Raw genomic sequence first — 25,408 nt, 5'->3', positions numbered from 1 at the left:
TGTGATACACTTTCGCATGACTTAAAAGAACTGAATATTTTTGTTTCGCACGATTATCGATTACTCGTTCTCAAAGGAAGTTTTTATGGCTATTTTAGATTCTAAAGGCCGCTTGTTCGGCAAATTCAACCTTCTTGATGTCGGCGCCATCTTCGTTATTTTATTAGTGGTTATTAGTATATTTTTCTTTCCGGGTACCACAGGTTCGGTTGCCCAGGTCAACAGCAAAACTGTACCTATCGAAGTTGACTTAGTTGTACGAGGGTTAAATGTTCGCGACCCACAGCGCTTAGTTGACAAAGATTTTCGCAAAGGTGGTAAAACTAAAGTCATTATCCGTAACCAACCCTATGGCGAAATTGCTATTAAGTCCGTACAAGAACTACCTCGGACTCTCAGCGTTCCCCAACCTGATGGTTCACTCAAAGAATTACCCGACCCCAGAAAAAATAACTTTAGCACCGATATGCTTTTAACCCTAGAGGGTAAAGCTAATTTAACCGATGGCGGACCCGTACTTGGTAATAGTAAAGTTAAAATCGGTATGCCTTTTGAATTAGAGGGCTTTAATTACAATTTTAATGCCACTGTTATTGATATTCGTTTACCTTAATAATTGTCATTATAGGTTAATTACCCGTTTTGGTTGTAGAGACGTTACATGTAACGTCTCTACTTTTAGTTTAAATAATTTATAAAATTTGTATCTTTTAGTATTTTCTCTTTTTAATACTTGCACTTTTTTATAATGACTATTGGAAATATGCTAATCTTTAAGTATAGACGTATGAGAAAGTGTCACTTTTATTACAAACTACTTAAAGAACCCAATGCTACCATTTGAATTTGTTGTCATTGGTAAACCAGTTTCTTATCAAACAAAAGAACGTAAACGTTTACAAACTTGGAAACAGAAGGTTCGTTCGGCATCTGTTGGTCTTTGGGGTAGTCAGGCGCCTTTGGGTGATTATATACAAGTAACAATTACTCACTATTATGATGCTCCTTATGGAGATGAGTCAGCGGTTCCAGACAGCGATAATATTGTTAAGCCAGTAAGAGATGCGTTGAATGGTGTTATTTATGTAGATGATTACCAAATCACAGATTTTGTGAGCAGAAGACGTAATCTTAATGGTTCTTTTCGGGTTCGTGGTTTATCTACTGTTCTTGCTGAAGCATTTTGTCAGGGTCAAGAATTTTTGCATATTGTTATTGATATGGCGCCTGACCCTAAAGATTTAGCTGCTTAAACGAAAATTAGGATGTATTAGTTCATACGAAGCTATTTTTTTAGTGCTGTTACAATACCTTATAGCAAGTGAACTTTTTTATACTCGTATGAATACTTCTATCCATCAAAATAATCTTGAACACAAACGAGTGTTAAAATTAGCACGCGAGTACCGTGAACAAGGTTACTCAGTTTGCGTCTACCCTTCTGCTGATAAATTACCACCTAAATTAGCTGATTGTTCGCTTGATTTGATAGCTAAAAATGGTGAGAAAGTAGTAGCTGCTAATGTACGTTCACGCGAAAGTTTGAGTCTTAATGGCTCACTTTCTTTGCTTAAAATTAGTGAATCTGTTAAAGAAATCCCCGGTTGGGAATTTGAATTGGTTGTTACTAATGCTCGTAAGAAATAAAAAAATTAAGAAACCTGGTTTTTTGAAGAAACCAGGTTTCTGTGAGATATTCAATCAACAACCATTGTTAAACCTGTTTGTGCTGAACGCAAAGCTGCATCGGCAACTTTCATGGTATATAAACTTTGTTCTGGAGTCACATAAAGTTCGGCGCCTGTCAAGAGGTGGTCTAATACCATACTTGTATCTTTTGTAAATAATCCTTTACGGTTGATTGTTTCAATAGGTACTGTTCCGTCACGACGTACCATTTGACCAGTATCTTCGTTAAAAATTATCCCCCCATGTTCACCGTGAATTTCAAATTTACGTTCGTTTTGCCAAAGAGTTTCACCTTTAGCGTAAATAACTTGTCCTAATAGTCCGCTTTCAAACGAAAGTTGGGCAACACAAAAACAACCTTGAAAATAGTCGTCTTCAATTTGCCAGAAGCGCTGATGACAATTTACCGTTAACACTTTGCCAAATAAATCTGTAAAGCGATGTAGCCTGGATAAGGCGCCCATAAACGGAAACCCAAACGACTCATGGTTATAAGTCCATTTGCGTGGGGCAGGATGCTGAGGTTTGATAGTGTTATAACGAACATAGAATACGTGCCCAACTTCTGATATGTGTTGTTTAATGGCTTGATGTAAACCACCCAGAAGTTCTATATGCTCAACGTGGAGCAGTAAATTTTTGTATGAAGCTAAAGCTATAAGTTCAGTAGCTTCGATAGCATCGAGTGTTAAAGGGTATTCAACTACAACATGCTTTCCTGACTCCAACGCTGCACGAACTATTGCGCTATGCTCACTGTTTATCGTCGATACAATTATTAAATCTATACTCGTTGACTCGACCAGTTGCTGCCATGAGTCTATTGCTTGCGCTTGATAAGACGCTGCAAATGTTTCGGTACGCGCTTTTTCGGCGCCTGCAACTGCGACTAAATTTGCTCTTTCATCTTGCAGCAATGCTTCTGCCCGTAGCTTTGCCGCATATCCTGTACCAACTAAGCCGACATTTATACGCCCAGTTAGATTCTGTCCTAAATCGTACATTACTACTACGCCAATAATGTTGATGAATTTATCACTTGAGTATAAATTTACTTGATGATTTTACTTTGTATCAGTAAATAATATAAACAAAACTTATCGGTCAGAAGTAACTAAATTTCATTACTAATCGCGTCAAATTTCCGGTTACATAGTGTTGTTTTTCTCGTAGTATCAGAATGAAGTAAATAAAAAACGACGGCTAATCTTATATGATAGGTCGCCGCTATTGACTTGCGAGAATTTATACCGTCCGTTTGCAAAAGAGAGGATTACGAAAATGGCAACCTACAAAGTAACACTTGTTGGCGAAGAAGGTACAACCACCATTGATTGTGCAGATGATACTTATATTTTAGACGCTGCTGAAGAAGCTGGTCTTGACCTACCTTACTCTTGCCGTGCTGGTGCTTGCTCCACTTGTGCTGGTAAAATTACCGCTGGTACTGTAGACCAGTCTGACCAATCCTTCTTAGATGATGACCAAATGGAAGGTGGATATGTATTAACTTGTGTTGCTTATCCAACATCTGATTGCACCATCGAAACCCACAAGGAAGAAGAACTCTACTAGTAGAAACGCGAATATTCAGTAGAAAAATATAGATAGCATAAAAGGGAAACATTTTTCCCTTTTTTTGCTTGTTTTTTATTGGCGCCTTTATATCACACAATTGGCTATTTTTTGATTTTGTCGTTGAGAACTTGAAGTTGTGTGCCTGGGTAATAAAACTGAAGAATATCAGCACTTGACCTGCCAAGTTTAGCTAAATTTTGCGCTCCAACTTGACTCAACCCCACTCCATGTCCCATTCCTCCACCAACAAAAGCATATCCCCACAAGTCTGACCCACCTTTGTTGAGTGGTTCTAAGTAAAATAGTGTACTTATTGGCGCCGCGAATGCACTACGAACTTCGTCTTTAGTCAATTGAAACGAACCAATATCGGTTTTTATCTCTAATTTCAAAATCCTTCCACTATCACTACGTTCGACAACTTCCATTTCCCGAACTTCCTTAAGCTTGGCAAATGGACTCTTTTTAACCGCCAAAAATTTCTGCAAACTCTTAGTTATATCCTCAATGCGCGACTCTCTCCTCCAACGGAATAAGTCCCAGCCAGTTTCATTGAACCCTTCTTCTTTATTGACAAACGCTTTTAAATTATTCTCCTCACGCAGCGATTGCCCCGTCAAGTTCCATATATTGTTCGGCGCATCTAATATGGGTCGCAAGTACGAACGGTCGTCTCCATTCCAAACATCAGAAAATGAAGCTGTTACGCCTCCTGTGCTAGCTGAATACAATGCATCTACTAATTGATTTTTATACGTTACTACCATCCCTTTAGTACTAGCGATAGCTTTGTCTGTACTAGCTGAAACATCTTTTAAACCAAAATAAACTTGACAGTGTGTATCAGCACAGAGTTGATAATTATCGGCGGCAAACCTACGTATATTTCGCAATGCGTATGTTCGGGCAATGATTGCTTGTGCTTCAAGTGCTGCCATTGGGGCGTTATTACCAATTTCGTAAGGTACTACTCCACGTAAATATGTTTCTAATGGAACGTTATTTACAAGCGTGTAAGTTCCATAAGCATTTGGTTGTACCTGTAAATTACCAGGGAATAAACGTGCTTTGTTCGGATTGAGAGTATCCTTTTTTTGTTGATTATTTGGAGTTTTTGCATCTTTATCATCAAGTTTCTTACCTTGGTTTACCAAAACCCGGCTTTTTTGACTATCGATAGCCAACGAATTGACGTTATAACGCTTGCCTCCCACTGTCCAACTTACAACTGGCGCCTGTTTAATGACTTCGGTATCAATGAAAGGAGTCTTTCTACCGCTCGCTTGTAAGCTCTGTAATAATAACCGTCGCAACAGCGGAGTACTATATACTTTGCGAGAAGCCCATACCTGCCAACGGTTTGGCTGGGCTATTTCTACCTGAATACCTAACTCGCGCCATCTATTGGCATTATCTTCTGCTGTCTCAAAAGTCCGAAAAACCCCCAAAACAACCCGTTCGTTAATGCTAGGTTTTGCTGGTGGCTGCATCGCAATTTCTAATCGCACAGGTTTATCGGTACTAACAGTCTGTTGACCATTACTCGTCCGAAAACTCAATAGCAGCTTATCCCCCTTAGTTGGTTCAAGCTGTAACAAATCTTTTGGACTATCACCAAACCGCTGCACAATCCCAATCTTCAAATCAACATCTGTTTTATCACCTTTTGTACTCGCTGATGCACCTGTTAATCCCAACAGGCAAAACACAGTCAGCGTCGTGTAGTACATACGCCCGCACATGCTTTTCATAGAAAACCGCTTTTTTTCGCTTTGCCAAAACTTAGAAGCACCCAATGCATTCATATTGTAATTGTAGTAACTTTGTAGCATCAAACGTCTAAATTATTACATTACAACTTTCTTCGATTTTTTCCCAAATTGGTTGCAAAACGAAGTCATAATGAGTATGATTTATTTAAGGAGTAAAAGATAGGAACAAAAAATAAAGTTAGGTGGTAAAAATATCATGGTAAAAGTCCAAGAGATACCCTTAAATCAAATTCGGCGCCCGTTGCCGCGTGTGAACGACCAAGAGAAAGTAAAATCCTTAATGGCATCGATAGGTGAAATTGGGCAGCTTGAGCCAATAGACGTGCTAGAAGTTGATGGGGAGTACTATGGTTTTTCAGGATGTCATCGTTACGAAGCGTGCCAGCGTTTAGGAAAAGAGACAATCCTTGCTAGAGTTCGTAAGGCACCTCGTAGTGTGCTGAAAATGCACATAGCGTAATTTCGTAAATTATCTATAAAATAACAGGGAGATTCAAAAGGGTATGGCTACTCAAGTAAATTCAGTAAATATCGGTATTGATGACACAAAGCGTGCAAATATCGCTGAAGGATTATCACGCTTATTGGCAGACACTTACACGTTATATCTTAAGACACATAACTTTCACTGGAATGTAACGGGGCCAATGTTTCAAACGCTGCATTTAATGTTTGAGACACAGTATACCGAGTTAGCACTGGCAGTTGATTTGATTGCCGAACGTATTCGTGCGCTTGGTTTTCCGGCGCCTGGGACTTATAGTGAGTATGCTCGTTTAAGTTCTATAGCAGAAACACCAGGAGTTCCAAAAGCTAAAGAAATGATTCGTTTGCTTGTAGAAGGACAAGAAGCAGTAGTCAGAACAGCACGTTCAATTTTTCCTGCTGTTGAAGAAGTTAACGATGAACCCACTGCTGACTTGCTAACACAACGGATGCAGGTTCATGAAAAAACCGCTTGGATGTTGCGGAGTTTACTGGAAGAATAGATCATAGTGCGCTCGTGCACTCGTGCTGAGTTATGAGTTAAGAGTACTTCTAACTCCTAACTCTTAACTCCTAACAACTAACTCCTAACAACTAACTTTGATTAAAATGTCTGACTTTACTCCGCATCTGCAAGATTTAATCAAACAAGCTGGTATTCCTTCGTTGAAAGCGTTGGGACGTAATGCTGGTGTGTCGGAGCGGCAAATTTTGCGGTTACGACGAGGTGAAGTCAAGGAAATACGAGTTTCTGTTCTGGCAAAACTTTCACAAGCTTTGAAAGTTAGTGTTTCGGAGTTGGTTACAGGTTTTTCGGAGTCAAGTAGTGTTGAACCGTCCGTAAGTACAAAGAATAATGAAAATGATTTAATAAATAGAATTTCGGAATTAGAACGTGAGTATTCATTTTTACAACAGCAGGTTGAACAGCAGAAAGAAATATTAAAGCAGGAATTTCAGCAAGAAAGCTTACAGGTATTAGAATCTCTACTCGTTCAGTTGCCGACAGCAGCGCGTGCATGTCAGGAAAATCCGCAATTACCCGCAGCGAATATTTTACCTTTGGTGCAAAAACCACTCGAACGTTTACAGCAACACTGGGGTGTCGAAGCTATTGCATCAGTAGGGGAAGAAGTATCTTATGACCCGCAGTTACACCAGTTGCTTGATGGTACAGCACAACCTGGTGAAAAAGTGAAAATTCGCTATGTTGGATACCGTCAAGGTGAAAAATTGCTAACCCGTGCAAAGGTTAGTCCTGTGTAAAAACCTTAGAAACCGGGTTTCTTTAGGGTTTCTTGGAGAAATGTTAGTTTATCGAAAAATTTGGGAACAATCTTTACTAGAGGTGAAAATCTCTCATGTATTAACTTGGTAGTTTTTGCTACTACTGTATGCTTTATCCCTTACCAGTCAGGATTTGACGACATGAACAAGGGCAACACATTTATGGGGTACCTGTAAAATTTGCAGCTACTTATTTATGATTGTCCATTAAAAATTAAATACAATTGTGACATTAAATGTCCTTCTCCGGATTATCAGGTGCATCCAACCATAAAATGTCGTTAAATCCTCGTTGGTAAGCTGGATTACATTTATAAGCAAATATTCAATTTTATAAATATTTGTATGAAAATAGTGCTTTGAAAGAAATTTGCAACACTTTTTCAAATGAATTATCATTAATTTACATATCATTGTCAAAATCGAGTTAAAAGAAGCAATTTCATTAAACATGTTGACTCAAGAAGTAAAAATTTTTCAACCAAGTGGAAGTTTAGATGCCACTAAATCGCAAGCATTTCGCCAAGAAATCGCTACTATTGTCGAAAACGGCACTAAAGTTGTTTTGGTTGACCTAAAAAATGTTACCTTTATGGATAGCTCTGGTCTTGGCGCCTTAGTTCTAGCTTTTAAGACATTAAGAGCAGCTAACAGTAAATTAGTACTTTGTTCAATTAACGAACAAATTCGGATACTGTTTGAATTAACGGGTATGGATAAAGTATTCGAGATTTTTGCCAATCAAGAAGAATTTGAAAAATCGATGATGTTAAGAGCCTGATTAATCGAATCGAACTTGCAGTATAGATAAATCGTCATCGAAGGCATCTTTAGCGTTTAAAGTCTTCAAATGTATGATTATCTCGTCGAGTCGAGTGTCAATTGGATGATGTAAATCACCCAGCATTTTGATAAAAGCATCCAGACCCCATAGTTTTCCATCAGTTTTGGTAATTTCATACGCACCATCACTAAACAGGTATAGCTTACTGGATTCCGCTATGCTGCAAAACCCATCAATGTATTTGGCATCCGGAAACATTCCAACTGGCATTCCTGAAGTTCTCAATAACTGGACTTCACAGCTACGGTTGTTACCGGATATTAATACACCTGGTGGATGACCTGCGCTCGAATAAATTAACTGGCGCCGTTTTCGGTTGTATACGCCATACCAAATAGTAAAATATTTATCGTTTTGATAATTCATCTGAAAAGTTTCGTTTAGCGCTTTGAGTACCTCACTTGGTTGGTAGTAATTCAAGTTTTGTAGCGCACGTGAGCGTAACAAATTTAACACAGAGATTGATGGTAAAGTTGCTTTAAGCCCGTGTCCAGCAGCATCAAGTAAGTATAATGCCAGATAATCAGGGTCAAGCCAGTAATAATCGAAACAATCGCCACCGAGTTGGCGCGAAGGAATAAATCGGTAGCTAATATCTAATGGTTCGAGCATTGGCGGTGGTAATAACGAACAAACATACTCTGCTGCCTCTGTAAGTTCGTTTTCGAGTTTTTGTTTCTGCTCTCGTAAGTCGCGACTAAGTTGATGCAGTCGTAAACCTGCCCTAACCCTTGCCTGAAGTTCGTTTTGCTCAATCGGTTTAGATAAATAATCGTCGGCGCCAGCATCAAGTCCTTTAACACGGTCAGCAACCGAATCAAGAGATGTTAGCAAAATAAAAAACGTCGTTGATAGTGCGGTTGAACCTTTAATATGTTGACAAACATCTATACCACTTAATCCTGGCATCATCCAATCACAAATAATCAATGCGGGTCGATTAGCATTCGCAATTGCAATTCCCTCTGCGCCATTACTAGCTGCTATGACCTCATAACCTTGTCTAACCAACATTCGTTTTAAGAGTATCAGCACCGCAGGGTCATCATCGATTACCAAGATTTGATACATAAGAGATAGCCGCGAAAAACTATTAGAAATTATCAACTACTAACTGCAAGCTTCAAACTGGTGGTAATAAAGGATTCAACCATAACAGAATAATGCTTTTTAGTAGATTTAGGTCACGGTATACTTCTTGTTTGAACCATTGTCCTATAGCATCAAGTGGATTAAAGTCACGTCCTGCTTGCCATTTTACATCTTGACCTAAAGGTGTAAGATGATTTCCAGCAATTATTTGCATCGTCACCATATCATTAAAGCGTTCTCTTAAAATTTCGCTTAAGCCCACTGATTGGTCTATTGTATCGCTCGTAAATTTGATTAATAGATTACGACGAACATTATAGTATTCACGAACTAAATCGTTCGTCTGTGCTGGTGAAGGAACAAACTCAACGGCAAGCTGTGAATTTGTAAACGCTGTGTTAAATTGCTCGATAAATGGAACTGCATCACGTGCAGCGTAGTTATTGAAGGAAATAAAAATATTTCCAGCACGCTCAACTTTTGGAAAGCGACTGCCGACAAGTAAATGCAGCTTGCAACCCATACTATGTCCGATACCATATATTGGTAGGTAGCCATTGCCTAATATACCTCGTTCTTCAAGACGAATCATAGCACGCTCAAAGTTGAGTAGTACTTGCTGTGCAATAGCATCGTGGTCAAAAGTATTGACAAACGGGGTGGCAATTACGATATAACCTTTTTCAGCCAACGCTTCTAACAGCAAACGATATGTAACGTGTGGTGCAGTCGCAACGAAGGCGCCACCTAGAAAATGTATGATACCAAGGGGTTTTTGCTTTGTCGCTAAAACCCAATTACCGGATATTTCTTTCCAACTCATTGACTAATAACCATGCCTATCCACTTCCCATTATGTACCAAATCCAAGAAACCTGGTTTCTATCTAAAATCATTGTTTTTATTACAATATCTCAACAAAGAAACCAGGTTTCTAACTAGCTTTGGCTTTGCAAACGTTTCATTTCCAACTGTACATCTAAAGCAATTTGTAATGCCTCGTTTAACAGCCTTCCATGCTCAGTAGCTTGTTCACTAACTTGAAGTGCGCTTAAAGTTGGTAGATTATTGGCAAATAATTCGCTATTACCAATAATAAAATTCTTGTTCTCACGCAAAATTCGTTCTGTTTTTAATGCTCTAATTAAATCTGCGCGTGTGAGCGATAAAGCATCAAGTACTTTGTGTCTCTCTTTAATACTTACATCTACATTGCCCGCAGCTTCAATTTCATCATTAATATATATAGCTTTAATAACATTATTATACCTTTCAACATCACTCAATAAAATCTTTAAAGAAGGAGTAATATTAGCTTGGACAATTTTGTTCCTTTGTTTCCAGATAAAATATAAAATATATTGAGAAGCGGCGCCACCAATTCCTAACAATAATAAAGCTACAAGCCATGATGGGACAGGCAACCAAGGCATCATTAGACTACCAACGGCGCCTAAAATTAGATAACTAAATACTACTGAGGATATACCAAGAAAATAGGCAGTAGCAGCTTCTGGACCTCTAGCTCTTTCAAAAAAATTATTTACAACTTTTTTAAATTGATTAACAACGAGTGTAAGTTCTTCATTTACTGGTAAATTTGTAAATTGCTGCAATTCTTTTTTACTTATATCTAAACCTTTTAAGTCATTTTCCACAGCTACTAATTCCTTGTTTCAATAAATAAATAGATAAATATTTGTATAGTACTATATAACAATCAAGTTTATCAACTTGATTCAAAGATAATATATGTGAATTTTTTTCACAAAAATTAAGAAACCGGGTTTCAACAAGGAACCAGGTTTCTAGGATTGTAACCAAAATTTTCAGTAGTCGCCAGAGTTATGTATAAGATTCAACAAAAAATCGAAGAAACCGGGCAACTTTTACGAAACCCAGTTTCTGTGAAATATGAAGTTGCCCTTTATTACCTGACTTGTCGTCGCACGTGCAACCCATCCATCCCTTGCTTTATCCAACTGATACAGTCTATTTCAGATGTGAACACTTTCGGTGCCGCAATATTGTTCAAAGTTTCAGGGGGATAATGGTCATAGAAGTATTTATTGGCTTCGTTGAAAATAATGATGAGATTGTGACGAAAAGTGTAACGATGCTTGAACACATCTTCTCGACTAGTAAAGTCAGAGTACTTGTCAAGATGTCCTTTGGCAATATCAACGACATTACCAATACTAGCTCCGTATGACTTAGCAGGATTATCGGCTTTGTGATAACGACTTCGGTATCCGATTTCTGCTAAAAGCTTATACGAGTATATATCATTACCATCCACTTGATTAAAAACAAAAGGAATGATCAGATAACCCTTATACGAGACTGAACTTTCGTACAACAAACGACTCATATGCTGCTCCTTGAATGCACCGATTGACTTGCATGACTCAACTTGTAATGTAGATAGCCACATTACAAAGCAAAAAGCTTGAGTAAACTATGTATCTATTTACTTGGTTTGATTAAATATCAATTAGCGATAATTAAAAGTATCATTGATATTCATCTATGCCATAACCAGAGATAATCAACTTGGCGCCCACCATCGTTTTGGCTATTAATTCTTGATAATTTCAACTTACCATATTTAGTTAACTATATGTATAAGGGGTTAAAAACCTCATTGGCAACGGATTATTAACGGATGTAACGGATAATTAATGTATTTTTTCCTAATCTTTGTAAAATAAATTACTAGTTATCAGAACTTACGCATAAAATCCTAGAAACCGGGTTTCTTCATTGAAATCTTGTAATAAAAATAATGATTTGTCTGCGACAATGAATGCTTATAAACCGGGTTTCTGAGCGTAAGTCTTAGTTATATTTAGACAAATATCGAATTTGCATCCGTTACATCCGTTACATCCGTTGCCAGAAATCTATCGCAAGGTTATAAAAATTCCTCTGTTGTGGTGATTAAAATAGCGGTCTCAATAATTACATTAATCAAAAAGGTTATTAATTATTGACCTCATCGCATCCCCCTGGTTTTATTTATGATTGATATTTACATCCTTGACCTGCTGGTAATTGGGTTGCTGCTATTAACGGTAACATTGGGGTCTGGGTGGATTTCGCGCTTACCACTTTCATTTGCTCTTATCTATCTTGTGGTAGGTATTTTTCTTGGACCTTATGCCTTTGGACTGATTAACCTACGCGCTGCAGAAACATTCAACGCTGAAGTGTTAGAAAGAATAACCGAATTGGTTGTAATTATTTCTGTTTTTAGCTGCGGTTTGAAGATTGTCCGTCCTCTAGGACTAAGAACATGGAATATAACCATAAGGTTAATTGCTTTACTGATGCCAATTTCAATTTTTGCTATTGCTTTAGTTGGTAAGTATATTTTGGGAATGGACTGGGCAGGAGCTATATTATTGGGAGCAATTTTGGCGCCGACAGACCCGGTACTAGCATCAGAGGTACAGCTAACAGATGTTAAAGATAGAGATGAATTACGTTTTGGCTTAACATCAGAAGGTGGTCTAAATGATGCTTTAGCTTTTCCTTTCGTTTATTTTGCAATTCATGCACTCAAAGATAATAATTGGAATAATTGGTTAAAAAACTGGGTTTTAGTTGATTTAATATGGGCAATATTGGCAGGTATTGTAATGGGTATCATTATTGCCAGAGCTGTTGTTTGGGTTGACCGTAAAATACAGCGTGTGCGTCCTGCCGATAGTTTAATGGAAGATTTTGTGGCGTTAGGGACGATTTTACTGACTTATTCTTTAACAGAAATTGTTAATGGATATGGTTTTTTAGCTGTGTTTGTTGCTGGATTAGTAGTACAACGCAGTTACAGAAACCCTGAAAAACCACTAGCACAATTGGAATTTATTGAGCGTATCGAAAAGTTATTAGAGATTGGTACTATATTAGTACTGGGTACTATATTATTAGTAGAACCAATGGTGAATTATGCTGTTCAATCATTAATAGTTACAGTATTACTATTTTTGGTGATCAGACCTTTAGGTACTTGGGTCAGCACGATTGGTATGCGCTCTCCAGATTCTAATCGTAAAACGGATGGACGCACGCGGTTATTGTTGGGGTGGTTTGGAATTCGTGGTGTTGGTTCGCTATACTACCTTGCCTATGCTTTTGGCAACGGTCTAAAGGGTGAACTTGGTGAACAAATAGCTTGGATAACTTATACTGTGATTGTAATTTCTGTAATCATACATGGTGTAAGCTCTACGCCACTAATGAACTGGTACGAGCGCGATGTTGCTGCCAAAAAGCCCAAAAAACAAATGCCGGCTACGATAGATGAATTTGAGTAAATCAAAATAGCATTATAAGGGAAGTCGGGTTGACTTCTCCTTGAATTAATTCGAGTTATTACAAATAATGGAGCTAAATCATATGGCTGCATCAGATATAACGCGCGGACAACTTGAACGAAATCTGTCGCAAAAGTTACAAGCTTTTTACTTTGAAAAAATTGGGCGCCGTCCTGAGAAAATAACATGCCAGTTCTTTGACGAAAAACTGGCAATGGTTCTCGAAAGAATCATTACTCCATCTGAGCGTTTATTATTAGAGAGTCAACGTCCAGAGTTTGCATATCAACTCCGGAATCAACTTGATATTGAAATGAAACCTTTATTACAAGCAATACTCGAAGAAATACTTGGAACCGGGGTAGATACAATCTTAATAAACAGCGATTTGAGAAAAGATGTCTCTGGCATTATTGCCGTCTTGAGTAATATACCATCGATTCGTGACCCGGAATCTATTCCTAAAGTCAAGAGAGAGAAGGTAATAGCTTCAAACAACGAGTAAGTACATGCTCTAAAGTTTCAAACTCGAATGGTTTCTCAATATAGGCATTAAAACCAGCCCTCAAAGTTTGTTCGTAAAATAAATGGCTTGGTAAACTAGTTAAAGCAATTATTGGAGTTTCGTTGGCGCCCGCTCTTACACATGTAGCAAAACCAATGCCATCAACATCGGGGAGCATTAGCTCAGAGACTACCATTGCTGGCTGGTATTGTTTAAAAATCTCCAAAGCTTTAAGACTATTTGTGGCTGTCATCACTTGAAAGCCATAATAACTAATTAGCTTTGACGTCAATTCCAAATTATCTTCATCGTTATCAATGACTAAAATCAACACCTTAGATCGATTTAAGGTTGATTCATAATCACAAGTCCTGTTTGCCACAACATTATACTCAGTACAGCATTTACCCTGCATATCAATTAATTAAACATAATAAAAAGTAATTCAATGGTGAAGCTAGCCTGCTTTACTTGCCGAATAAACTAGTTACTCTCAACAGCACGCATTACTAATGAACTGAGATTGGCTCGAATCACTTATCAGGTTGTTGTGTATTAATAATTTATCCTCGCAATTAAGCTATTTGCTGTAAATAAACTGTACTATCAATTATCACACTTAGGATTTACACAGTTACGCACAAATAGGCTTTGCAACACAACAAGCAAAAAAGTTTATTATCATCAAATACTCTTATAGCGTGGAATCAGTTGTGATTCTTACAATTTTAGCTTTTTTTAAGCTCTTGGATGAGTAACTTTACAATCTACATAAAGTTTTATTACTAAAATGAGTAAAAATGTGATAATAGATACATATCTAATTCCGATTGTTGGTAAATTACCAACAATAATTAAAATGAAATTTTAATTATGTCAGGGATTTGGTAATAAATATTTATATAAGTAAAACTTATGAAGTTGACTTTAGAAATTCACAGGCAAGATGCCTGTTCCACAATTATGGAAGCCAATGATAATCAATATTAATTTTTCGACTGTGCATCGTTTGTTCAAATAAAGATGTGGGTAATGCTTCTTCGACTGGGTAAACGCCAGGTTTGCTATACCCGTCAAGCAATAACTGAGCAATGCTGCCAGTTCCGGCGCCTGCTGCGATTGCGGTGTTGTTATGTACTAAAGTAGAGCAATAAGTAGCATTTTTTCCGTCTTTAATACCGCTAACTTCCGAACGCACTGCAACACCGATACCGCTAAAGGCATCAGTAACGTCAGTCATTTTGTGGCTAACATTCGATAGAAACTCAACACCAAACTTACTTTGTATCCAAGACTTAGGGAAAATATTGGCAGCTATCCAAGTTAAGTGGTTATAAAAGTCAGGAACCGAGCCAAACTTAGTAATTACATTTTTGATGGTAGGAAAAGCTTTAGGGAGAGTAAAAGTTTCTGGCATATCGAACCAGTACACCCCACTACGACCGTATGGTTTTGGAAATTCAACAGTTTCACGCTGAGTATAAGGCTTAACAACTTGCCATTGTCCATCAATCCAAGCATCGAAGGGATTTTGCAAACCTAAAAAAGTTGTTCGCATTACAGTTACACCGGCGCCACCCGAACCAGCAACTAAATAGCTCAAATGAATTGTTTCTGCTGTATCAAATTGCTCTATATTATGGCGTACCATACTATTTGATATGCCAGGAAATATACCAGTATTAACAATAGCGGTGATACCTGATTTTACAGCATCTTTGTGATATTTTAAAGCTTTAATAGTAAAAGAGCGATGGTCACTAACATCAAGATAATTTACACCATGCTCAATACAGTATTTAATAACTTTCGCATCGCGGTAGTGAAATGGACCTGCACAGTGAACAACAACGTCTGAATTAGATATAGCTGTGCGTAGCTTATCATCTTCGGCTAAATCTAACTGTAAAAATTGCAGGCGCCCATCGTTAGGTTTAATTGTAGGACTACGACCAGTAATAGTTACCTCCGCCTCAGTATGGGCGACAATATCCTGAGCAACGCTGCTGCCAATCCTTCCTCGTCCACCGAGAATTAAAACCCGCTTTGTCATAGTTCTACAATTTAGCTACGCTTTATACATTTGAACAGGTTTTAAAAATATTTTCATCAGTAGTAAGTATGACCTGAGATTATGCACAAAGTAAGAAGTTACCTTTATGGGCGCCAAGAGTAAAAGATAGGACAAAAAATCATCAGACATGCTAGACATGTTGTACATTTTAGACTAGACTTAAGAAGTAGTCTAGAAACACGAGATGTCAACAAATTATGTACCACCAAGGGTTGCTGCCTCTAAACTTGGAGTCAGTACCAAAACGCTCGAAAGGTGGCTCGAAGCGGGAAAAATCGAAGGAATCTTTACCCAAGGAGGTCAAAGAAGATACAACCTCGATTCAATTATCCCTGTACGAAGAGGTAATCCAGCAGACGAACGAGTTACCGTTCTTTATGCCAGAGTTTCAAGCCGCAGTCAAAAAACTGAAATGCAGTTACCTATGAGTTACCTTTAAGCATAGCTTCCACAGTTGACTGAATCGAATCTGCTGTTTTTTTCAACGTTTGCGTAATAGGTTGATGTGTTTGTAAAAACATTTGCGCGCAGTTACGTCCTGGTAGTCCAGATATGGAGCCACCCGGATGCGTGCCGGCTCCCGTCAAGTACAAATTGTCAATAGGGGTTTTATAATTTGCAATTTCTGGTAACGGACGGAAACACAGCATTTGTTCAAGTGTCATATCAATATGATAGTAATTTCCTCCGTAAGTACCCAACCTTTGTGCTAACTCTGCTGGACTTTCAACATGACGCGCAATAATAGAGTGTTTGAGATTAGGCGAATATTCTGCCAGTTTATTTAATACTCTATCAGCGACTTTATTCTTCAATTCATCCGTCCAACCAGTACCTTGTAACCCGGTACCCTCAGCACTAGCTATTTGATACGGTGCAAAAAACTCAATCCATAAAGTATGCTTACCTGGTGGCGCCATCGAAGCGTCAAGTCCAGTAGGCATAACTACATACATAGAAGGGTTTTCATCGGGTATTTTACCCAAAGTAATCTCACTATGCGCTTGTTCTACATGATTTACAGAATCAGCAATTAAAATTGAACCAATCAAATATTCATCCCGATGCTGGTGATGTTCAAAGCGCAAAGGTTCAGATAACGCACAGTCTATCTTCAAAATAGTCTCGTTGTTATTAACAATGCGTCGTTCTAGTCTTTTTCGCAAATTGGCATCTGCACTATCAACGTCACTGCCATCCATTAGCTGTAAAAATAACCGTTTGGCATCAAGGCTAGAAATTACACCTTTCTTGGCACGGTACTCTTTACCGTTACTGACGCGCACACCGACAGCTTTACCGTTATCTACCAGTACATTCTCAACTCTTTGGTCAGTGAGAATTACTCCCCCTAAACTTTTAACACAATTTACTAATGCTTTTGTCAAGGCGCCTGTACCACCACGTGGACGTGCCATACCAGGGTTGTGTCGCAGTGCCATCATCATCGCTCCGAATGACATGGCTTTTTGTGAAGGTGGTGAACTTAGTTCTGCTGAAAGTCTTGCTAATGGTGCTTTAACAAATTCGGAGTCAAAATACTCGTTGATATTGTCCATAGGACTGCTCAACAAGGTACGAAGTAAATCTAGCGTTGTGTCTGGGCCACCTAAAATAGACAATAAATCTTGTAGATGTGTCAACCCGTAACTACCTGCAATATCTACTATTGATTTAGGCGCCGCATTAAAAAACGGAGTTACTGCTTTGATAAACCGCTGCCAAAATTCAATATATTCAGCATACCCTTGGGCATCACTCGTACTAAAACGGGCAATTTCTGCACATGTTTTTTCTACAGATTTATGTGCTAAAAAGTACTTCCCGTCGGGATGCGGACAGAATACTACTGGGTCACAAGTTAGATATTCTAAACCGTATTTCCGTAATTCTAATTCTTCGATTACAGGCCCTAAGAAAATAAATAGGTGATTAATCGCACAAGGGTTAAATTTAAAACCAGGCGCCAATGTCGGTAAAAGTTCTTCGGTTGTGGCGCCTCCCCCAGGTATAGAGCGTGCTTCAAGCAGTAAGACGCTGTACCCAGCTTTAAGTAGATAGGCGGCGCATACTAATGCATTATGTCCGGCGCCGATTATTACAACATCGTATGCTTCCATCGTTAAAAAGTAAATAATAAGGTATATTCACTGATGTTAAGAAGCATGTAGAGAATTTTACTCTTTCGCGAGTTATACAAACCGCCTATTTGACTTATTTTTCGCTTTTCTCCCTCATGTCATGCTGAGGAACGAAGCATCTGGAACGAAGCATCTGGAACGAAGCATCTGGAACGAAGCATCTAGACACAGGTTGGTTGGAGCGCGAACATAAGGGACGGGCAAGGATGCCCATCCCACAAGATTTATATCTTAGAATAAATTCAACTTTTAATAAAATAAAAGTTACTAAATTTCTATAAAATATTGTGGAATGGGCATCCCTGCCCGTTATAAACCACTAATTCTCGTAGTCATTTCAATCCCTTAACAGTACTATATATATCATCACCACGATAAATTGATAAAGGGTAAGACCTACGATTAAGACCTACGATATTGAGGTGTACCCTGTCTAGTTAACTTTAAAAATTGGAATTCATTACCATTAGTAACAAAACCATAAGCAGGCTTATCAATATCAGGATTCGCTAACATATAAACTAAAGCTTGAGGAATTGCAGCTTCTAGAGAAAACTCTGCTTTTTTGGCTTCAATTACAAGCACCCAAAATTGCGGATGAAATACTAAAACGTCTATTTTGCCTCGAACTATAGTACCTTCGTCTTCGGATGTTATTTCGATTTATTTTTATGCTGCGAGGTAAAATGGAGGACGGTAAAAGCCTGAAAATTTTAATATTGGCGCCAAAACTAGCATTTAATCACTGTACTGCACTGTATTTTGATAAAATATTAAAATATTAATTTTATTGCATTTCAATTAAGTTGTAAAATTAACTGCGTTATAGAGACACGATAAGAAGCATCTCTACATTTAGGCATGTTTTATTCGACAACAAGAAAACTCATGAATATTTTAGCAGCTTCAGGTGCTGTTTGGAGGTGTCCAAACTTCATAAACTTTATTTATGTTTGAGAATTTTCTGTTTTGTAATGTAAGCCTATGAAAATGCAGGTTAGTTTTGCTTTGCTAAAATTTAATATTTTTTTCCGAGTATTTACGGTTATATTCTATTTGAAATTAAAAGTATAAAAATTGTATGTTGATACTTCAAATATATAGGTATTATGAAAGAAGGCGACCACATTTATATTTATTTACATAGCAATGGTGTAAAATTTACGCATCACGGTATTTATATTGGTGACGATAGAGTAATTCATTATTGGAACAGTAAAGTAAGACGTAGTAATATTTATAAATCAACATGGTATGGAAAAACAATTCATACTAAGAAGCATAAAGAGAGTTATGAAAGAAGCCGTGTCGTCAAAAGAGCAAAAAAAAGGCTTGGAGAGAAAAACTATCATTTAATTTTTAATAACTGTGAGCATTTTGCTTATTGGTGTAAAACAGGTGAGCATCAAAGTTTACAAGTGAATGAAGTTCCTTTAAAGCTTTTTAAAAAAGCAGATAAAACAGTTAAGAAGAAAATCTGGCAAGAAAAAAAGAAACTAGAAAAAATTCTAAAAAAATTTAAAGCTCCTAAGATACCAAAACTAAAACGCTTTCAAATCAAATTTTAATGAATAAAAATCCTTAAACTAATATAATTATTATGGAATGGGCTTTCTCTTGCCCCGTTCTAAACCACTAATTCTCGTAGTCGTCTTAATCCACTGACTGTATTATATATATCATCACCACGATAAATTGATAAAGGATAAGACCTACCATATTGAGGTGTACCTTGTCTAGTTAGCTTTAAAAATTGAAATTCATTACCATTAGTTACAAAACCATAGGCAGGTTTATCAGAATCAGGATTGGCTAGCATGTAAACTAAAGCTTGAGGAATTGCTGCTTCCAGAGAAAACTCAGCTTTTTTCGCTTCAATTACAAGTACCCAAAATTGCGGATGAAATACTAAAACGTCTATTTTGCCTCGAACTATAGTTCCTTCGTCTTCGGATGTTATTTCGATTTCTTTTTCTGCTGCAAGGTAAAATGGAGGACGGTAGAAGCCTGAGAGTTTTAAGATAGGCGCCAAAACTACCATTTGAACTAGTGGTTCTAGTAATGGATATTTGGATAAGTATAAGTACTCAGTTTTTACTTCATATAGTGCTTGTTTTTGTTGTTGGTTTAGTTCTGGTAAGTTGTCTTGCCACTCACGGAAGAAGTTTTCATCGTCGCTGCGTTCTAACCCAAATTTTTCGCTTAGTTGAGCGAGTGTTACATCTCTAGCTTTGAGAATTTCTAGCATATTACGTTTATGTATACTAAGAATGGGCTACAAGTTTACTTTAAAACGATGTAAGAATTTTGAAGATGCTACCCTTCGGGAAAACTGCGTTAACGTTCCTCAGCATGACAATAGTGTAGATTTTAGTGGTTTGTAGTATAAATTTAATGTACAGGCAGGATGCCTGTACCACAAGAGTTTAATTTATTTTGAAGACTGAGGAGACTGTGGAAGCTATGGCATCTCTTGCGTCTTTGAGTGTTTGGGCTATGGGACGGTGTGTTTGGAGGAATACTCGCGCGCAGTTTCTTCCTGGCATTCCTGATATTGAACCACCTGGGTGAGTACCTGCACCTGTTAAAAATAGGTTGTCGATGGGTGTTTTGTAGTTGGCTATTTCTGGTAATGGACGGAAGAAGACCATTTGGTCTAGGGTCATATCTATATGGTAGTAGTTACCTTTATAGGCGCCTAATCTTTCTCCTAGTTCTGCAGGACTTTCAACTCGACGCGCGATGATGGAGTTTTTTAGGTTGGGTGAGTAATGCGCGAGTTTATCAACTACTTTGTCGGCAACTTTGTTTTTTAATTCGTCAGTCCAACCTGTACCTCTTAAGCCTGTTCCTTCGGCGCCTGCTATTTGATATGGTGCAAAAAACTCAATCCATACTGTGTGTTTGCCATCTGGCGCCAAGGATGGGTCGCGGAAGCTTGGCATGACTACATACATGGATGGGTCTGCATCGGGAATTTCTCCAAGTGTACATAGACTATGCGCCTTTTCAACATGCATCATTGAATCAGCAATTAATATTGACCCTACCAAATATTCGTCTTTGTGTTCGTGGTTGGGGAAATGTAAAGGCTTGTCTATGGCTAAGTCTATTTTAAGAATTGTCTCATTATTATTGACGATGCGGCGTTCTAAGCGCTCTCGTAAATTCTTATCGGCAGCATCAACGTCGCTAGCATCCATCAACTGTAGAAACACTCGTTTGGCATCGATGTTAGAGATTACACCATATTTGGCACGATATTCGTTACCACCTGCTGCTCGAACACCTACTGCTTTACCATCATCGACTAGCACTTTTTCGATGTGTTGGTCACATAAAATTTTACCGCCTAAGCTTGTTACTAAGTTGACTAAGGCTTGCACTAAGGCGCCTGTACCACCCCGTGGACGTGCCATACCTGGGTCATGACGCATTGCCATCATCATTACACCAATGGCGAGGTTTTTCTGTGAAGGTGGCGCCCCTAGTTCTGCGGCAAGTCGTGATAATGGTGCTTTGAGAAATTCTTCGTCGAACCATTCGTTAAGAATGTCTTCTGCACTAGTTAGCATGGTGCGAACAAAATCTAAAGTTTTATTCGGGGAACCTACTACCGAGAATAAATCTTTAATTTTGGCGATGTCATAGTTACCAAATATATCTATAACAGACTTTGGAGGAGCATTGAACATTGGTATCATTGCACCAATGGCGTGCTGCCAGTAACTTGTAAAGTCTGCGTACTTCTTAGCATCGCGTTCATTATAACGCGCGATTTCAGCACAAGTTTTTTCTACTGACTTGTGACCTAAAAAGTATTTTCCGTCGGGATGTGGGCAAAATACTACTGGGTCGCACTCTAAATACTCTAAACCATATTTTTCGAGTTCTAATTCTTGAACTACTGGCCCAAGATGTATAAACTCGTGGTCTATAGCACATAGATTAAATTTAAACCCTGGTGCCTCTGGTATACATTCCTCTGTTGTTGCGGCGCCACCTGGTACAGAACGCTTTTCGAGTAACAGCACACTATAGCCAGCTTTGAGCAAATACGCAGCGCACACCAACCCGTTGTGTCCGGCGCCGATAATCACCACATCGTACTCTTGCATAGTTTAGATTTTGGTAAGGAATAACCTTTATTAATATTAAAAACTTATTTGTGTGATTACATCTTTCGCGAGTAATATAAATCTATCATAGAGGGTAGATTTTATGATATATCTTTGTACAAGGATTTTTATTACTTTTGTTTAAATTTCTTAATATTATTTATGACTGAATTACAAAAATGGAACCTTGTACAATCAGAAATGGTTATCAATCATCGTTGGTGTAAAGTTCGGCGTGATGAGATTGAGTTACCTAATGGAAAGGTTGTAGATGATTTTTTTGTACATATTAAACCTGATATTGCTTTCGTTTTAGCTATTACTCCTAATAATGAAGTTATATTTGTTAGGCAGTATAGGTACGCAAGAGACGATTTTTTTATTGAAATTCCTGCTGGAGGGTTTAATGCTGAAAATGAAAATCCTGAAACGGCAGCTTTGAGAGAGTTAGAGGAAGAAACTGGGTATAGCTCGCAGAATATTAAGAAAATTGCTACGCTTTACAATGGACCAAGTAAAGATACAAACCAATTACATTTATTTTTAGCTCAGAACGCTGTTAAGGTGAGTGAGCAGAATTTAGATATTACAGAAGAGATTGAAGTTTTGTTAATTCCGATTGATGAAATTGTAAGTAAAATAGAAAGTGGTGAAATTTCTGTAGTGAGTAGCGTTGCAGCCTTATTTTTTGGCTTAAATTTTTTAAAAACTCAAAAATAACAATTTTATGAAATGCTTAACCAGCAAGATAATGATTTTTCATAATCATCAATTGCTTCTATCCGCTTTCTACTCCATTCTCGAATGCTATTCTCCCAGTTATAATTAGTCATTGCTACTCCAAACGCGCCTTGGTAAAACAAATCAACTATCCGTTACATCCGTTACATCCGTTGCCAATCTACCATATTATATTTCTATGACTATTGCTCAAATTTTTAACATTGCTAATTTATTTGTACTACCATTTTGGGCTTTGATGATTTTGTTGCCAAAGTGGAAGGTTACGCAAAAGGTAATGGAGTCTTATATTCCATTTATTCCTTTAGCGTTAACGTATGTTTATTTATTTGCCAGTAGCATTACACCAGAAAATGCTCAAGCTCTCTCAAACCCTCAATTAGCGGATATTGCTAGATTTTTTGCGGATGAGACAGCAGCAGCTACAGGATGGATTCATTTCTTGGTGATGGACTTGTTTGTGGGTCGATATATTTATTTGGAAGGGCAAAAAACTGGGGTTTGGACTTTTCACTCCTTAGCGTTGTGTTTATTCGCTGGTCCGATGGGGTTGTTGTCGCATATCTTGACTTTTTGGATTAGTACAAAGTTTTTGGCTAAGAATGATAGTTCATCTGTTTCGGATGCTTCTACTCAAGTTTAAGAATTTTACAAATAATTATGAATATAGGACGGGCAGGGATGCCCGTTCCACAAGATAGTTCCACAAGAGAATTATTTTACCTTTTCCATTGCTCTAGGATATAGGAGTAAAACCAATCTTTATCAACTTTGTCCATTGCTAGAATCTTTCTTCCTTTTTCAACAATTTTGGTTCTTCCTTGGCTTTTTCCTGTGGCTATGATTTCTGTTTCTAGTTCTTTTAATTGAAATGCTTGTGGATTACCTAAATATGAGGTTGCTAATACGTCCCAGGCGTAATAATCTTGAGAAATTACTAAGGCATAACACTGTCCTGCTAAATCGGATATATTATATTGACGCTGTTTGCCTATTTTTTGGACAAATTCAGGCGTAACTGGAACGTTGTTTGTGATATCTAGCGAACACATTATTATTTCTATTGAACTTTCCCAGACGCGCGCTACTGCTTTTGGGTCCCAATAAGCGTTCCATTCAGCAGAACCATCTTGTCCAGACTCCCAATTTTTTTCTACGTTACCTGCTACATTTAAGGCGCCTCCCATCCAAATAAGGCGCCGTATTTTACTTTCAATATCCGGGGCTTTATCTAGGGCATACGCGAGGTTAGTTAATGGGCCTGTTATTAATAATGTGACGGGTTCGGGTGCTTGTTGTAATGCGCGTATCATAAAATCTTGACCAGGTTCTGTAAGTAACGGGGTTGTGTACGTATCACGCTGGTTAAGAATTGGCAGGTTATCGATAACAAAGGAGTCTCGACGGTATAGGTATGGAAATGGATTTATACCACGGACGGTACTTTCTGCTACGCTGATGTGAGAAAAACCCATTAGGTCTAAAATTTTACGTGTTGCGCTGACTGCTGGTTGAATGTAACAGTCGGCTGGGGTGACAATAATACCGATGGGTTCGACTTTTTCTATGGTCATTAGGAGCATGACGGCTAGAAAATCATCTACGGCGCCGTCGTGGTCTAATAATACTTGTTCTTTCATTAATGTTGATTCTTGTGTGGGGGATGGGGTGGGACGGGGTGGGACGGGGTGGGGCGGGGTGGGGCGGGTTTATTGTATTTTGGTAAGTGATTGAAATTTTGGGTTAACCCGCCCCTACGATATTCCCCTTTCTTTTAAAAATGCTTCAAACATGTATCTGTCGGGTAATGATGGTTGGGCGCCTGGTCTTGTGGCTGCTATTGCTCCGGCTGCGGCGCCCCATGTGACACATTGACGTAAAGGTAATTCTGCTTCTATTGCTGCTGCTAGTCCACCACTAAATGCGTCTCCCGCTGCTGTTGTGTCTACTGCTTGTACCGGAAATGCTGGTATAAAAAAGTTTTCTTCCTTGGTGGCGCAATATACTCCTTTGGCGCCAAGTTTAATGATGGCGCATTTGACTCCGCGTTGTAATAGTATTTGAGCGGCTTCTGCTGCGGATTCTTCATTGTCTACCGGAAAACCAACAAGTTGTCTTGCTTCGACTTCGTTGGGTGTAATTATGTCTACTAAAGAATATATTTCTGATGGTACATCTAATTGTACGGGGGCTGGGTCAAGGATAACTTTGACACCAGCATTATGACCTGCTTTGGCGGCAGCAACTACAGCAGCCATTGGAACTTCAAATTGTAATAGTAATGCTTTTGCACGTGGTAATAGGTTTGTGAGCCTTTCAACGTCTTCATTATCTAATAGTCCATTGGCGCCTGGAATCACAATAATTTGATTTTCGCCACTGTCATCAACGATAATAACGGCTACACCTGAACTAGCATTTGCTTCGATTGATACATTATCGGTTCTTACACCCGCAGCTTGTAAGCTATTTACTAATTCGGCGCCAAAACTATGGGCACCCACTCGTCCAACAATATGTGTACTAATTCCTAAACGGGCACTAGCAACTGCTTGGTTGGCACCTTTTCCACCTGGTGCTTTGAAAAATTCTTCTCCCAACAGCGTTTCGCCGGCGACGGGTAATCTGGGTGCTGTCGCGATTAAATCTATATTAATGCTGCCGAAGACGATAACTGTCATAAAAGTGTGTTTTTCTGATTTTCGCGCTCCAATGGCACTATACTAACGGACACCTATAACATCATTCAAAGCCCTTAACAC

Annotated in this window: 28 protein-coding genes; 14 read left to right on the top strand and 14 right to left on the bottom strand. The window is 38.3% G+C overall.

All coding sequences use genetic code 11. The annotated features are described in order from the left end of the window. The first annotated feature begins 85 nt into the window (after window positions 1-85). The 3 genes from DSM106972_RS26325 (at window position 86) to DSM106972_RS26315 (ending at window position 1,647) form a co-directional block, all read left to right on the top strand. Window positions 86-613: a DUF4330 domain-containing protein gene (locus DSM106972_RS26325; protein ID WP_127083473.1), complete on the top strand. Its 528-nt coding sequence runs from the start codon at window positions 86-88 to the stop codon at window positions 611-613. A 217-nt stretch (window positions 614-830) separates the two neighbouring features. After that, the gene (locus DSM106972_RS26320) at window positions 831-1,253 is read left to right on the top strand and encodes a RusA family crossover junction endodeoxyribonuclease (protein ID WP_127083472.1); all 423 of its coding nucleotides are present in this window, start codon (window positions 831-833) and stop codon (window positions 1,251-1,253) included. 88 nt (window positions 1,254-1,341) lie between these two features. Then, entirely contained in the window at window positions 1,342-1,647 is a 306-nt protein-coding gene (locus tag DSM106972_RS26315; protein ID WP_233787271.1) for a hypothetical protein, read from the top strand. Between the two features lie 50 nt (window positions 1,648-1,697). Here the strand turns inward: DSM106972_RS26315 and DSM106972_RS26310 are convergent, their stop codons facing one another. After that, window positions 1,698-2,693, bottom strand: coding sequence for a Gfo/Idh/MocA family protein (locus DSM106972_RS26310; RefSeq protein WP_127083470.1), 996 nt, complete (start codon window positions 2,691-2,693; stop codon window positions 1,698-1,700). A gap of 277 nt (window positions 2,694-2,970) precedes the next feature. Here DSM106972_RS26310 and DSM106972_RS26305 point away from each other — a divergent pair, with 277 nt between their 5' ends. Beyond that, window positions 2,971-3,264, top strand: coding sequence for a ferredoxin (locus DSM106972_RS26305; protein WP_019493669.1), 294 nt, complete (start codon window positions 2,971-2,973; stop codon window positions 3,262-3,264). A gap of 104 nt (window positions 3,265-3,368) precedes the next feature. On the opposite strand, the gene DSM106972_RS26300 is transcribed toward DSM106972_RS26305, so the two are convergent. Next, window positions 3,369-5,018 (bottom strand): SpoIID/LytB domain-containing protein, encoded by a 1,650-nt coding sequence (locus DSM106972_RS26300; protein ID WP_127083603.1) that lies wholly within the window; start codon window positions 5,016-5,018, stop codon window positions 3,369-3,371. A 217-nt stretch (window positions 5,019-5,235) separates the two neighbouring features. Here DSM106972_RS26300 and DSM106972_RS26295 point away from each other — a divergent pair, with 217 nt between their 5' ends. The 4 genes from DSM106972_RS26295 (at window position 5,236) to DSM106972_RS26280 (ending at window position 7,593) form a co-directional block, all read left to right on the top strand. Further along, window positions 5,236-5,499 (top strand): ParB N-terminal domain-containing protein, encoded by a 264-nt coding sequence (locus tag DSM106972_RS26295; protein ID WP_127083469.1) that lies wholly within the window; start codon window positions 5,236-5,238, stop codon window positions 5,497-5,499. A 43-nt stretch (window positions 5,500-5,542) separates the two neighbouring features. Then, window positions 5,543-6,028, top strand: a complete 486-nt coding sequence (locus DSM106972_RS26290) for a Dps family protein (RefSeq protein WP_127083468.1) — start codon at window positions 5,543-5,545, stop codon at window positions 6,026-6,028. Between the two features lie 106 nt (window positions 6,029-6,134). Then, window positions 6,135-6,791 carry a nucleotide exchange factor GrpE gene (gene grpE / locus DSM106972_RS26285; protein ID WP_186538539.1) on the top strand — a complete coding sequence of 219 codons (657 nt, stop codon included), beginning with the start codon at window positions 6,135-6,137 and terminating at the stop codon, window positions 6,789-6,791. Between the two features lie 472 nt (window positions 6,792-7,263). After that, a complete protein-coding gene (locus DSM106972_RS26280) occupies window positions 7,264-7,593 on the top strand; it encodes an STAS domain-containing protein (protein ID WP_073621203.1) in 330 nt (109 codons plus the stop codon). On the opposite strand, the gene DSM106972_RS26275 is transcribed toward DSM106972_RS26280, so the two are convergent. The 4 genes from DSM106972_RS26275 to DSM106972_RS26260 all read right to left on the bottom strand — a co-directional run bounded on the left by DSM106972_RS26275 (window position 7,594) and on the right by DSM106972_RS26260 (window position 11,119). Beyond that, window positions 7,594-8,727, bottom strand: a complete 1,134-nt coding sequence (locus DSM106972_RS26275; protein ID WP_127083466.1) for a PP2C family protein-serine/threonine phosphatase — start codon at window positions 8,725-8,727, stop codon at window positions 7,594-7,596. It lies immediately after the preceding gene. A 52-nt stretch (window positions 8,728-8,779) separates the two neighbouring features. Next, window positions 8,780-9,571, bottom strand: coding sequence for a DUF1350 family protein (locus tag DSM106972_RS26270; RefSeq protein WP_127083465.1), 792 nt, complete (start codon window positions 9,569-9,571; stop codon window positions 8,780-8,782). Window positions 9,572-9,686: 115 nt separating this feature from the next. Continuing rightward, on the bottom strand, window positions 9,687-10,406 hold the full coding sequence (locus tag DSM106972_RS26265; RefSeq protein WP_127083464.1) for a hypothetical protein: 720 nt from the start codon (window positions 10,404-10,406) through the stop codon (window positions 9,687-9,689). A gap of 272 nt (window positions 10,407-10,678) precedes the next feature. Then, window positions 10,679-11,119 carry a hypothetical protein gene (locus DSM106972_RS26260; RefSeq protein WP_127083463.1) on the bottom strand — a complete coding sequence of 147 codons (441 nt, stop codon included), beginning with the start codon at window positions 11,117-11,119 and terminating at the stop codon, window positions 10,679-10,681. A 649-nt stretch (window positions 11,120-11,768) separates the two neighbouring features. On the opposite strand from DSM106972_RS26260, the gene DSM106972_RS26255 reads away from it, so the two are divergent. After that, window positions 11,769-13,067 (top strand): cation:proton antiporter, encoded by a 1,299-nt coding sequence (locus DSM106972_RS26255; RefSeq protein WP_127083462.1) that lies wholly within the window; start codon window positions 11,769-11,771, stop codon window positions 13,065-13,067. An 82-nt stretch (window positions 13,068-13,149) separates the two neighbouring features. Further along, window positions 13,150-13,572, top strand: a complete 423-nt coding sequence (locus DSM106972_RS26250; protein WP_127083461.1) for a Na-translocating system protein MpsC family protein — start codon at window positions 13,150-13,152, stop codon at window positions 13,570-13,572. Here the strand turns inward: DSM106972_RS26250 and DSM106972_RS26245 are convergent. Together DSM106972_RS26245 and DSM106972_RS26240 are read right to left on the bottom strand one after the other, a co-directional pair. Next, window positions 13,535-13,954, bottom strand: a complete 420-nt coding sequence (locus tag DSM106972_RS26245; protein ID WP_158632881.1) for a response regulator — start codon at window positions 13,952-13,954, stop codon at window positions 13,535-13,537. The two genes, DSM106972_RS26250 and DSM106972_RS26245, sit on opposite strands and share 38 nt — an antisense overlap. Before the next feature lie 579 nt (window positions 13,955-14,533). After that, complete coding sequence (locus DSM106972_RS26240; protein WP_127083459.1) at window positions 14,534-15,625, bottom strand: saccharopine dehydrogenase family protein; 1,092 nt, start codon at window positions 15,623-15,625, stop codon at window positions 14,534-14,536. Between the two features lie 205 nt (window positions 15,626-15,830). On the opposite strand from DSM106972_RS26240, the gene DSM106972_RS26235 reads away from it, so the two are divergent. Further along, window positions 15,831-16,085 (top strand): helix-turn-helix domain-containing protein, encoded by a 255-nt coding sequence (locus DSM106972_RS26235; protein ID WP_233787913.1) that lies wholly within the window; start codon window positions 15,831-15,833, stop codon window positions 16,083-16,085. Here the strand turns inward: DSM106972_RS26235 and crtO (DSM106972_RS26230) are convergent. Further along, window positions 16,069-17,766, bottom strand: coding sequence for a beta-carotene ketolase CrtO (crtO, locus tag DSM106972_RS26230; RefSeq protein WP_127083458.1), 1,698 nt, complete (start codon window positions 17,764-17,766; stop codon window positions 16,069-16,071). The two genes, DSM106972_RS26235 and crtO (DSM106972_RS26230), sit on opposite strands and share 17 nt — an antisense overlap. A gap of 423 nt (window positions 17,767-18,189) precedes the next feature. Beyond that, entirely contained in the window at window positions 18,190-18,372 is a 183-nt protein-coding gene (locus DSM106972_RS26225) for a hypothetical protein (RefSeq protein WP_127083457.1), read from the bottom strand. A 524-nt stretch (window positions 18,373-18,896) separates the two neighbouring features. On the opposite strand from DSM106972_RS26225, the gene DSM106972_RS26220 reads away from it, so the two are divergent. Further along, on the top strand, window positions 18,897-19,355 hold the full coding sequence (locus tag DSM106972_RS26220) for a lecithin retinol acyltransferase family protein (RefSeq protein ID WP_127083456.1): 459 nt from the start codon (window positions 18,897-18,899) through the stop codon (window positions 19,353-19,355). Between the two features lie 59 nt (window positions 19,356-19,414). On the opposite strand, the gene DSM106972_RS26215 is transcribed toward DSM106972_RS26220, so the two are convergent. Beyond that, complete coding sequence (locus DSM106972_RS26215; protein WP_127083455.1) at window positions 19,415-20,035, bottom strand: type I restriction endonuclease; 621 nt, start codon at window positions 20,033-20,035, stop codon at window positions 19,415-19,417. Window positions 20,036-20,213: 178 nt separating this feature from the next. Beyond that, window positions 20,214-21,905 carry a beta-carotene ketolase CrtO gene (crtO, locus tag DSM106972_RS26210; RefSeq protein WP_127083454.1) on the bottom strand — a complete coding sequence of 564 codons (1,692 nt, stop codon included), beginning with the start codon at window positions 21,903-21,905 and terminating at the stop codon, window positions 20,214-20,216. Between the two features lie 162 nt (window positions 21,906-22,067). Here crtO (DSM106972_RS26210) and DSM106972_RS26205 point away from each other — a divergent pair, with 162 nt between their 5' ends. Beyond that, window positions 22,068-22,625, top strand: a complete 558-nt coding sequence (locus DSM106972_RS26205; RefSeq protein ID WP_127083453.1) for an NUDIX hydrolase — start codon at window positions 22,068-22,070, stop codon at window positions 22,623-22,625. A gap of 199 nt (window positions 22,626-22,824) precedes the next feature. Then, window positions 22,825-23,289 (top strand): ABA4-like family protein, encoded by a 465-nt coding sequence (locus DSM106972_RS26200; protein ID WP_127083452.1) that lies wholly within the window; start codon window positions 22,825-22,827, stop codon window positions 23,287-23,289. A 76-nt stretch (window positions 23,290-23,365) separates the two neighbouring features. On the opposite strand, the gene DSM106972_RS26195 is transcribed toward DSM106972_RS26200, so the two are convergent. Then, window positions 23,366-24,286, bottom strand: coding sequence for a nucleoside hydrolase (locus DSM106972_RS26195; protein WP_127083451.1), 921 nt, complete (start codon window positions 24,284-24,286; stop codon window positions 23,366-23,368). Window positions 24,287-24,400: 114 nt separating this feature from the next. Continuing rightward, window positions 24,401-25,327, bottom strand: coding sequence for a ribokinase (gene rbsK / locus DSM106972_RS26190; RefSeq protein ID WP_127083450.1), 927 nt, complete (start codon window positions 25,325-25,327; stop codon window positions 24,401-24,403). Between the last annotated feature and the right edge of the window lie 81 nt (window positions 25,328-25,408).

Origin of the sequence: Dulcicalothrix desertica PCC 7102 (genome assembly GCF_003991905.1) — a bacterium.
Lineage (GTDB): Bacteria > Cyanobacteriota > Cyanobacteriia > Cyanobacteriales > Nostocaceae > Dulcicalothrix > Dulcicalothrix desertica.
This window is presented reverse-complemented; position numbering and strand designations above follow the sequence as displayed.